Source organism: Streptomyces mexicanus, assembly GCF_902506575.1.
Taxonomy (GTDB): Bacteria; Actinomycetota; Actinomycetes; order Streptomycetales; family Streptomycetaceae; genus Streptomyces; species Streptomyces mexicanus.
The window spans coordinates 1-3,383 of the sequence record NZ_LR732592.1 but is presented as its reverse complement, the minus strand read 5'-3'; the positions used below and the strand labels follow the sequence as shown (position 1 = coordinate 3,383).

The window sequence follows — 3,383 nt, the reverse complement described above, 5'->3', positions numbered from 1 at the left end:
GACCCCGGGGGTGGGGGCAGAGGGGCCTCGCGCGAAAATAGTTGCCTGAGAAAACCAGATGCGCGAAAGGTTTTTCATGCCGCACCTCACCATCGACTACTCCTCGCAGCTGGCCGATTCCTTCGACCGGGGCGCCCTGATCAAGGAACTGCACCCGCTGGTGTTGGAAGAGACCGGTTCGACGGGTGTGTGCAAGACCTTCTTCCGCCCGGCCGAGGCCCACGTCGGGGACGAGACCGATGAGGAGAGCGTGTTCGTGCACGTCGAGATCGGCCTCATGCCGGGACGGCCGGACGCGCTGAAAGCCCACCTGTCCGAGAGCGTCCTGGCCCTGGTGACCAGGCACCTGCCGGCCGACCGTGCGGACCGTGCCTTCGTCTCCGTGGAGGTGCGGGACCTGGCGGAGGCCTACCGGCTGACCCCCACGGCGCGTTCGCCCCTGCACACGTGAGCGGCCGCTCCCCTGGGCAGGGAAGCGGCCGCGTCGACCGTGCCGGGGCAGCTCGGGCAGGTCAGACGGCGACGTCGGCCTGGACCTGGGAGAACTGGCCGACGCCCAGGGCCGCGTGCCCGGCGGCGCCCACCTCGGCCAGGACGCCCGCGGCGCCGACGCCGACACCGGCCATGACGCCCACACCGGCGTCGGCCTGCACGCCCAGACCACCGGCGACGGCGTCCAGCTCGGTGTCGGAGATCTCGGCGGTCTCGATCCGGGGAGCGGTGTTCATGAGGAGACTTCCCTTCATCATGGTTCACGGGGGAGCGGACCCGCTGGGGACAGACGTACGGGGCCGCGGCCGCCGACAGGCCGAACCGGGCCCCATCAGGGCCGGGTAACTCCTGGGCGGTGCCTGTGATCAAAGCACGACGCGGCGTGGGCCTCCAACCACAAGACCCTGCCGCACGGTGGTCGGGGCGTCACGGGTTGCGCATCCGTGCAGGAACGATCACGCATCGGTGGCAGCTTCTCCATGATCCGGGCCCTGCGGAGGCGGCGCCGGCCCGCGCGGGCGACGCTTCACCCGCCGTGGCCACCTCACTCCGCGCTCCGGGGCGGTGAAGTGGCGCACATCGCGCGTCGATTGCGCATTCGTTGTGCAGATTCCCTGAAGCCGTACGGCGCCGCCTCGTGCCGCCTCCTGCCACGCCTTTCCGGCGGCAGCGTCGACCGAGAGCGCCGCGCGACCGCGTCGGCCGAGGCCACGCCCTGCTGGCCCACAGCGCCCGCCGCCCGAGCCGCGGCGCCTCATGCTCCGCCGACCCTTCACCGCCCCACCGCCCGAGCTCAACCGCCCATGCCCGGCCGACCCACACCGCGCCGGCCCGGCCGGCGCAGCCGCCGCGCCGGTCACTCGCCCGGTGCGAGGCCGCGGGCGACGATGCGCGCCGCGTCGGCGATCAGGGCGTTGTCCACCGGCGCGTCCGCCGTCGCCCTGGACGACAGGACGGTCAGCACGAGGGGTGTGTTCCGGGTGGTCCAGGCGACCCCCACGTCGTGGGCGCTGGCGTAGTCGCCGGTGCCGGTCTTGTCCGCGACGACCCAGCCCTGCGGCAGTCCGGCCCGGAAGCGTTCGGCGCTGGTGGTGGTGCCCTTCATCCAGTCCACGAGCCGGGTGCGGTCCGCGCCGGTCAGGGCGTCGCCGAGGGTCAGCCGTTCCAGGGTGCGGCCGAGCGCCTGCGGGGTGGTGGTGTCGCGAGGGTCGCCCGGGATCGCGGTGTTCAGGTCGGGCTCCCAGCGGTCGAGCCGGCTCACCGGGTCGCCGAGCGAACGGAAGAACCGGGTCAGTCCGGCCGGACCGCCGATCTGACGGAGCAGAAGGTTGCCGGCGGTGGTGTCGCCGTACTGGATCGCGGCGGCGCGCAGCTCGCCCACCGTCATCCCGGTGCCGGTGTGCTCCTCGGTGCGCGGCGAGTTCGGCAGCAGGTCGGCCGGCGGGTAGGCGATCAGGCGGTCCAGCGGGGCGCAGCGGTCCTGGTCGCGCAGGATCGCGGCGGCGGCGAACGCCTTGAACGTCGAGCACATCGCGAAGCGTTCGCCGGCCCGGTGGGCGACGACGTGCCCGGTGCGGGTGTTGCGGGCCCAGATGCCGAGCCGGGCGCCGTAGCGCCGTTCCAGATCGCTCAGCCGGTCTTCGGTGTCCCGCACCCGGCCGGGCGCCGCCGCGGCCGTGCCGGAGGAGACGGCCGGGGCGAGAACGGCGGCCGAGGCGGCGAGGCCCGCCTTGAGCAGGCCGCGCCGAGTCGAAGAGGTGGGGTGGGTCATGGCAGAGGTCTCCCAGGGTCCGTCGGGGGGTGATAGGTCGTACCGGGTTCGACGGAGCCAGAGAAGCAGCCGTGTTCCTCTCATGTCCAAGAGGAAACTTTGAACCACTCATAACTCATTGATATGAAGGCAGGATGGATCTGCTGGCACACCTCGCGGCCTACGTCGCGGTCGTCGACGAGGCGAGCTTCTCCCGGGCGGCCGACCGGCTCGGCATCGCCCAGCCGCTGCTGAGCCGGCGCGTCAAGACCCTGGAGGAGCACTTCGGCGGCGTGCTCTTCGACCGCTCCCGGCGGCAGGTGACGACCACCGAGTTCGGCCTGTCCCTCCTGCCGTACGCACGGGACGTGCTGGACAGCGCCCAGCGGCTGCGGCAGGCCGCGCGGGCGTCGTGGCGCTCGGCGGTGCGGGCCGTGGGGGTGCCCGCGGACTGCGACCCGGCGGCGCTGGCCCGGGTCCTGCGCGCCGGCACCGAGCACGGCACCACCGTGGCCGTGCGGGAACTGCCGCCCGAGCAGCGGGTGACGGGCCTCGCCGACGGCTCCCTCGCCTACGCGCTGGTGCGGGGCGAACCGGAGAACGCGGCGCTGCGGGCCCCGCTCGGCCTGGCGTCCGCGCCGCCGCCCCGGACGGAGCCCGCCCCGGCCGGCGGGCACCCGGTCCACCTGGAGGACCTGCGGCCCCGGCGCGGCAGCAGGACGTCACGGCACGCGCTGCCGGTACTCACCCTGGCCGAGGACCAACTCCCCGGGGTGCGGGACCGGTTGGCGCGGGCCGCGGCGCGGGCCGGACTGCCCGAGAGCCTGTTCCACCCGGCCGCCTCGACGGCGGCCGCCCTGGCCGAGACCCTCGCCGGGCGGGCCCTGCTGCTGTGCACCGAGCCGTTCGCGACCCGGCACGGAGCGTTCTGGGCACCGCTGTACGACCAGGCGCTGCACCGCGGCTACGACGTGCGCGCGGCACGGCGGCAGCAGGGCGCCGCACCCGTGCCGGGCTGGTTGGCCGGCGCGCTGGCCGCGTCCGTCGGGGCCGTGCCGCACACCCACGTGGCCGGCACCGCGGCCGAGGACCCCCGGACCCGGCTGGCGGCCCTCGGATGAACACACGTCCAGACCACCCG

At 74.3% G+C, this 3,383-nt stretch carries 4 protein-coding genes; 2 read left to right on the top strand and 2 right to left on the bottom strand.

Annotated features, from left to right (window positions below):
* Window positions 1-58: 58 nt before the first annotated feature.
* Window positions 59-451, top strand: a complete 393-nt coding sequence (locus GV126_RS32860; RefSeq protein ID WP_236570337.1) for a 5-carboxymethyl-2-hydroxymuconate Delta-isomerase — start codon at window positions 59-61, stop codon at window positions 449-451.
* Between the two features lie 61 nt (window positions 452-512).
* On the opposite strand, the gene GV126_RS35995 is transcribed toward GV126_RS32860, so the two are convergent.
* Both GV126_RS35995 and bla read right to left on the bottom strand, forming a co-directional pair.
* Entirely contained in the window at window positions 513-728 is a 216-nt protein-coding gene (locus GV126_RS35995) for a hypothetical protein (RefSeq protein ID WP_201299968.1), read from the bottom strand.
* Window positions 729-1,348: 620 nt separating this feature from the next.
* Window positions 1,349-2,263, bottom strand: coding sequence for a class A beta-lactamase (gene bla, locus GV126_RS32850; RefSeq protein WP_159674684.1), 915 nt, complete (start codon window positions 2,261-2,263; stop codon window positions 1,349-1,351).
* 134 nt (window positions 2,264-2,397) lie between these two features.
* Here bla and GV126_RS32845 point away from each other — a divergent pair, with 134 nt between their 5' ends.
* A complete protein-coding gene (locus tag GV126_RS32845) occupies window positions 2,398-3,363 on the top strand; it encodes a LysR family transcriptional regulator (RefSeq protein WP_159674682.1) in 966 nt (321 codons plus the stop codon).
* The last annotated feature ends 20 nt before the right edge of the window (window positions 3,364-3,383 follow it).